The organism is Paracidovorax anthurii, assembly GCF_003269065.1.
GTDB lineage: Bacteria > Pseudomonadota > Gammaproteobacteria > Burkholderiales > Burkholderiaceae_C > Paracidovorax > Paracidovorax anthurii.
In genome coordinates, this window is record NZ_QLTA01000042.1 from 38,711 (window position 1) to 44,950 (window position 6,240).

Sequence of the window (6,240 nt, forward strand, 5' to 3'; positions counted from 1 at the left end):
TTTCGCGCGGGCCTTAAATGCGGGGCGCGATTTTTTTCCCCCGGCCCTGCCGGGACCGGCCCCGGGAGGGGGGATGGACGCGCTTTTTCTGTAACACAGTGGCCATTGACGCTCCGCGAGGCCCGCTCCAACAATCCGCCGCATGAAACACCTGATGCACGCCCTGGAAGACCGCCTGGCCGCCTCTCCGGTCGGTCTGGCGCTGGAGTTGCCCGGGGGCCAGCGGCTCGGCGGCCGCGATGCCCGCGTGGTGCTGCGGTTCAGCGACGTGGTGGCGCTGGCCTCCCTGGTGCGCGGCAATCTGGGTGACGTGGGCACGGCCATCGTGGAGGGCCGGGTGGCCATGGAGGGCCGTATCCGTGACCTGATGGCCGTGGCGGGCACCGTGCTGCGCGGCGATCCCGTGCGTGAATCCTGCGGCTGGTGGCGGTCGCTGCGGCACCGGGCGCGCTCCCGCTGGGGGCATACGCGGGGGCGGGACGCGCGGCAGATACAGTTCCACTACGACCTTTCCGACCGTTTCTACGCGCTCTGGCTCGATCCGCGCCGGGTGTATTCCTGCGCCTACTACCGCGACGCGGACATGGCGCTGCCCGAGGCGCAGGAGGCCAAGCTCGACCTCATCTGCCGCAAGCTGCGGCTGGCCCCCGGCGAGCGCTTCCTCGACATCGGAGCGGGATGGGGCGGGCTGCTGCTCTGGGCGGCGGAGCACTACGGGGTGGAGGCCACGGGCATCACCCTCTCGCGCCACCAGCACGCGCACGCCACGCGCCTGATCGCCGAGCGCGGCCTCGCGGGCCGGGCGCGCATGCTGCTGTGCGACTACCGCGAGCTGCCCGCCACCGAGCCCCGGCCGTTCGACAAGATCGCCTCGGTGGGCATGTTCGAGCACGTGGGCCGCGCCCGGCTGCCGGCATATTTCGCGTGCATTCGCAGTCTGCTGCGGCCCGGCGGGCTGCTGCTCAACCACGGCATCACGGCCGGCGGGGTGGGCAACACCCAGTTGGGCGCGGGCATGGGTGATTTCATCGAGAAGTACATCTTCCCCGGTGGCGAGCTGGTGCACGTGGGCGCGGTGCTGCGCGGCATGGCGGCCGAGGGCCTGGAGATGGTCGATACCGAGAACCTGCGGCCCCACTATGCGCGCACCCTGTGGGCCTGGTCCGACGCGCTGGAGGCGCGCCTGCCCGAGGCCGGGGCGATCCTGGCCGAGGAGGCCGGCGCCGAGCGCGGCGCCAGGGTCCTGCGCGCCTACCGGCTCTATCTGGCCGGCAGCGCCATGGGGTTCGAGCGCGGCTGGATGGCGCTGCACCAGATGCTCGCCATCCGGCCGGACGGCCGGATCGACTCCGGCACCATGCCGGGAGCGCAGTCCGACTACCCCTTCCAGCGCGGCTACATGTATGCGGGCGCGGCGCTCGCCGCCTGATCCCCACCCTTTTCTTTTTCTTCCACGGCTCTCCGACAGGCATCCATGCTCTACAAATTCAAATCCCGCGCCACGGCCGACCTCATCCTGCTGCCGGCCCACGGTCGGCAGATCCTGCAGGCCATCGGCAAATCCCCCGACGATGCGCACGGCATCGTCACGCCCGAGCAGATCCCCGGCGCCATCCAGGCGCTGGAGGCCGCCGTGGCGGCCGACGAGGCGCGCCGTACCGAGGCGGGTAACGCGGCGGATGCCGACGGCGACGACGATGCGCGCGAGCCGGCGGATGCCGTGCGGCTGCGCCAGCGCGCCGCGCCCTTCATCGACATGCTGCGCCGCAGCGCCGCCGAGGGCAAGGAAGTGACCTGGTAGCCGGCGGCGGCCCGCGGAGGATGGGGCTCGGTGATCCGCCACCCGGAGCCACCCACCCACCCATCCAATTCGTTGAGGGGCCCCCGGCACGCCTCGGCTGCGGGCCGGGTTCGGCCCATGGCGGCCAAGCGATCCGTCCGGTGGAGAAACCGCGGCGACGACATCAGGAGAGCATCATGGGCGGTTTCACCCTGCGCCTGTCGAACATGGATGATATTGAGCGCCTGAGCCTCATCTCGGCACGGGCGCGTGGGCGCTACAGCGCCGTTCCCCCTCTCGCTCACATCGCCTATGCGCCTCCGCTGAGCGCCGACCGGTTCAAGGCCTGCCGCGTCGAGGTGGCCGTCGATGGCGCCAGCCAGGCGGTCGTGGGCTTTGCCGCCATGCGGCCGCTCGACGGATTGCTCTACCTGGACAACATCTCGGTCGAGCCCGGCGCGTCCGGTCGCGGGATCGGGAAGGTGCTGCTGTCGTCGGTCATGGAGCACGCCACCGCCCTGGAGGCCCCGGCGGTGACTTTGACGACGTTCAAGGTGCCGATCTGGAACGGGCCGTGGTTCCGAAAGCATGGGTTTCGCCCGATGCCGTCCGACCGGATCGGCGCCGGGCTGAGGGCGGTCATGGAACGCCAGTGGCAGACCCTCGATCCGGCCGCGCGCGAGACCTTGTGGCTCCCCCTGTGATGCCTGTGGCTGCCGTGCCTCCGGGGCCCGCGCAATGGTTGCCGTATGCGCGCTCCACTGCCTGCGCTCCGTCACTATTGCGTTAATGAGTGGACGCCGAAAGGTTCTGTGCGCGCCGAGCCGGGCGAAGACGTGGGGTCATCTGGCCTTGCGCCCAAAGACTGCAAATTCAAAGATCAGGATCGCAAGCAGAGCGCCCAGCCAGTAAGGCAGGGTCGTCACGGTGAAACTGGCTATCTGGAAAGAAAGCATCTGTGTGTACACCTCCTCCGTCGGTGTCTGGGTGCGTTGCCGTAGCAATGACCAGGCCAGGTGAACGCACACGCCAATGAACCACCCGAAGGTCGTCCATTTGTAAATGGCTTGCGGCCGATTCCTCATGGCACATTCGGGGGAGTGAAGGGCTTCATCGCATCAACGACCTCGGGAGGAATCGGACCACCCTTGGGGATGTAATAGTTGATAGCGCCCGGTGTCCGTGCGGCATCGCGAGCCACCCCACCTGGGAAAGGAGACATGTTTGTTTTTACCCCGCTGGCGCGCAGTGCTGAATCTGTTCTCACTGCACAGTTGTCGAGTATTCCCACGCAATTCCTGCAACTGTTGCGCGACAAATTGCCAAGTGCTGCCTGATCCTGCTCAAAAGAGCGAGGAATGATGGTGACCTGCTGATCTCGGAATTGACTTTGGGACTGTAAGTAGCTCAACGGAGAGCCGCCAAGCGGGGTGTTGTTGCCGTAGCTGTAGATTCCTGCGCCCGTTACACCCACTGCCGTGTGACCAAAGGGGTTGGTGGCTTCGCGACGACCGCCTGTGATCACGACGACATCGAGACCTGTGGGGTCGACATGGTTCACAGGATCACCCTCAACGTACCCGAACCGATTCCAGCCTCCATCAAGCCCTATCGGGTCCGCTTGCAAATAACGAGCAGTCGCGCTGCCAGCACTGCAGAGCATCACAGCCACGATGAAAGAAATATGAACCCTGCGATGACTCATCACTTTCCACTCCCCTGTCGTTGTTATGAAGCGCTGCGAGCTTTGTTGACGATCTGCTTGTATTGCTCTTCCCGGGATGGGTCTGGCTCGTGCCATCCTAGTGCTTCTGCCTTGCTTCGCCAGAACGCCTGCTTTTCTTGCAGATCACGCAAGTATGGTCGAAGCCCGTGCGGAATGGTGTTGGGGTTCGGGTACTTGGCCTGAAAGTTCTTCTTCTCCAGCAGCCAATAGCCATAGCTCTGGTTCACCATGGTTTCCGCGTCATCCGGCGCATGTTCGAGCATCATGGACGCAACGGCGAGGCCATGAGGCACTTGGCCTTGCTCAAAAAAATGTTGGCGCAGTGTTTCTGCCATCGCGGCTGCTGCCTCGCGTCGACTCAAAGGCCGCATGTACACGCCATTGGCCAGTGCTTTTGTCGTCATGGGCGTGTCACGCTGGTAGCTTGAATCCATACGCGGAAATCCGCCCGAAGTCGTCTCCAGATTGAGAAACCGGCCCCGTGTGTCCCGATACTTCACGAAGAAGTGCCGAGGCGCCCGGGCAAGCGTGACATCAATCCCCAGCTTCTGCCCCAGGATGACAAATAGAACGGGCATGGATACACAGTTGCCCTTTTTGGTCTTCAGATAGGTCGGGATCAGCTTGTTCGACACCTTCGTTCCCTGCGGATCATCCAGGTCATATCGGAACGGGTGCGGGCGTTGAGGGTCTGGTCCGTGCAGATAGGCCCGAAGTGTTTCAACGGCAACCTGCTTGCTGGCATTCGCGGGATAGAGTCGTCGAATTTCATTGGCCATTGCATCGAGTTGGGCCAAGGTGCCTTCGACATCGATGTGAGGGTCGATCATGTGGTCGATGGTCAGTTTCACACGAGCCAGATCGATGTCCGCCTCGGGCTGCCCGAGGAGTGCCTTGAGGGTTTTGATCCGTGTGTCGGAGGCTATTCCTCGATATTCGGCTGCATCGCGAATAGCTGTGGACTGCAGTTGTGCCGATGCAGAAAAGCACGACAACGCGAAAACCAATGCGAGGAAGCGCGTGACCTGTGGCATCTTGTACAGAGAACAAACGATTCCCGCCGGTGACGTGGCGCAGCAATCCAACTGCTCCTTCCACACCGTTGAAACGGTCCGGTTGGATGGATCAGGCGCACAGCAACCTCGGGTATTGGCAATGACGAACGCTCTCCAACCTCGTAGGCTGCATTGGGGCGAACTGCGTATCAATAACCGGTTCGTTGTTTGCGTGGCAGATCGCAAGCCCGCCCTGAAAGAACGCCCCGGGGCGAGGGGCGTTGTGGACTGGAGTGAAGGATGCGCGCGTCAGTCCGCGTAGGTGCCGGCGGCCTTGATGATGGTGCCCCACTTATCGATCTCGGCCTGCACGAACTTCTTGTGCTCGGCGGGCTCGACGCGCTGGTCGGCGGCCACCACGGCGCCCAGGCCTTCCTGCTTCTTGATGAAGTCGGGGTCCTTCAGGGCGGCCTTGAGGGCGTCGTTGAGCTTCTTCGTTACGTCGGCGGGCGTGCCCTTGGGCGCGTAGAGGCCGTGCCAGATCGTGACCTGGAAGTCCTTCACGCCGGACTCGGCCAGCGTGGGCAGGTCTTTCAGCGAAGGCGTGGCGAGGCGCTTGGACGTGGTGACGGCGTACGACTTGACCTTCTTGGCCTCGATCTGCGAGGTGGTGTTGGTGGTCTGGTCGCACAGCAGGTCGATCTGGCCGCCGATCAGGTCGGTGATGGCGGGGGCCGTGCCCTTGTAGGCCACGGTGGTCATCTCGACCTTGATCGCGCTCTGGTAGAGCAGGCCGCACAGGTGCGATGCGGCGCCCAGGCCCGCGTGGCCCAGGTTGATCTTGCCCTTGTTCTGCTCGATCCAGGTGGCGAGCTCCTTGTAGTTGTTGGCCGACAGCGAGGGGCGGCCGATGAGCGTCATGGGCACGTCGTTCACGATGCCCAGGTACTCGAAGTCGTTGGGCACGCTGAAGGGCAGCTTGCGGTAGAGCGAGGGCATCGTCGCCATGGCGATGTGGTTGAGCAGCAGCGTGTAGCCATCGGGCGTGGCGCGCGCCACCTTGGCGGTGCCGATGCTGCTGCCGGCGCCGGCGGCGTTGTCGATGACGACGCTCACGCCGCCCAGGGGCTTGCGCATGGCCTCGGCCAGGTCGCGGGCCACGCGGTCGGTCGGGCCGCCGGCCGCGAAGGGCACGACGATGGTGACCGTCTTGTCCTTGGACGGGAAGGCCTGCTGGGCCTGGGCTCCGAACACGGCAACGGTCGCGGCGGCGGCCAGCAGCGTGGTCTTGAAATGCATTTTCATGGTGATCCTCAGCGTAAAGACGTGCCATGATAGTCACGGCCTTTGGGCGTCACATCAAGGTAATCACTGAGGCTGCGGAGGGCGGGGTTTTAAGAGCGTGTTTACGATCTCCCCCGACAATCCTGGGGTGAAAAGAAAGCCATACCCAAGCGACATCAGTAGAGAGAAGTTTGCCGAGATCGAGCCGCTGCTGCGCAGCGTTCGGCGCAGCACCAAACCGATCAAGCTGGACCTGTACGAAGTGTTCTGTGCAGTGCTGTACCTGCTTCGCACGGGTTGTCAGTGGCGCTATCTGCCGCCGCAGTTCCCCAAGTGGCACAACGTCTATGCGTACTGGCGCAAGTGGAGCGAGCCTGACCAGCACGGAGTGAGCGTGCTGGAGCAGGCTTTAAAAAAATCAGGTTGGCGCGGCCCGCGAGAGACTGGGGCGCAAC

General features: G+C 64.3%; 7 protein-coding genes. 4 read left to right on the top strand and 3 right to left on the bottom strand.

Annotation, left to right across the window (positions count from 1 at the left end):
- Positions 1–142: 142 nt before the first annotated feature.
- The 3 genes from AX018_RS18045 to AX018_RS18055 all read left to right on the top strand — a co-directional run bounded on the left by AX018_RS18045 (position 143) and on the right by AX018_RS18055 (position 2,484).
- On the top strand, positions 143–1,429 hold the full coding sequence (locus AX018_RS18045; RefSeq protein ID WP_111880081.1) for a class I SAM-dependent methyltransferase: 1,287 nt from the start codon (positions 143–145) through the stop codon (positions 1,427–1,429).
- Between the two features lie 45 nt (positions 1,430–1,474).
- A complete protein-coding gene (locus AX018_RS18050) occupies positions 1,475–1,801 on the top strand; it encodes a DUF1840 domain-containing protein (RefSeq protein ID WP_111880084.1) in 327 nt (108 codons plus the stop codon).
- 176 nt (positions 1,802–1,977) lie between these two features.
- Complete coding sequence (locus AX018_RS18055) at positions 1,978–2,484, top strand: GNAT family N-acetyltransferase (protein ID WP_111880113.1); 507 nt, start codon at positions 1,978–1,980, stop codon at positions 2,482–2,484.
- Between the two features lie 377 nt (positions 2,485–2,861).
- On the opposite strand, the gene AX018_RS18065 is transcribed toward AX018_RS18055, so the two are convergent.
- The 3 genes from AX018_RS18065 to AX018_RS18075 form a co-directional block, all read right to left on the bottom strand.
- Positions 2,862–3,581: an RHS repeat-associated core domain-containing protein gene (locus AX018_RS18065; protein WP_111880089.1), complete on the bottom strand. Its 720-nt coding sequence runs from the start codon at positions 3,579–3,581 to the stop codon at positions 2,862–2,864.
- Positions 3,509–4,540 (bottom strand): transglutaminase family protein, encoded by a 1,032-nt coding sequence (locus tag AX018_RS18070; RefSeq protein ID WP_111880092.1) that lies wholly within the window; start codon positions 4,538–4,540, stop codon positions 3,509–3,511. The genes AX018_RS18065 and AX018_RS18070 overlap by 73 nt, the downstream gene beginning before the upstream one ends.
- A gap of 270 nt (positions 4,541–4,810) precedes the next feature.
- Positions 4,811–5,806, bottom strand: a complete 996-nt coding sequence (locus AX018_RS18075; RefSeq protein WP_111880095.1) for a tripartite tricarboxylate transporter substrate-binding protein — start codon at positions 5,804–5,806, stop codon at positions 4,811–4,813.
- Between the two features lie 127 nt (positions 5,807–5,933).
- Here AX018_RS18075 and AX018_RS18080 point away from each other — a divergent pair.
- Positions 5,934–6,240, top strand: a 307-nt coding sequence (locus AX018_RS18080; RefSeq protein ID WP_245951660.1) for a transposase, incomplete at its 3' end; no start/stop codon positions are given.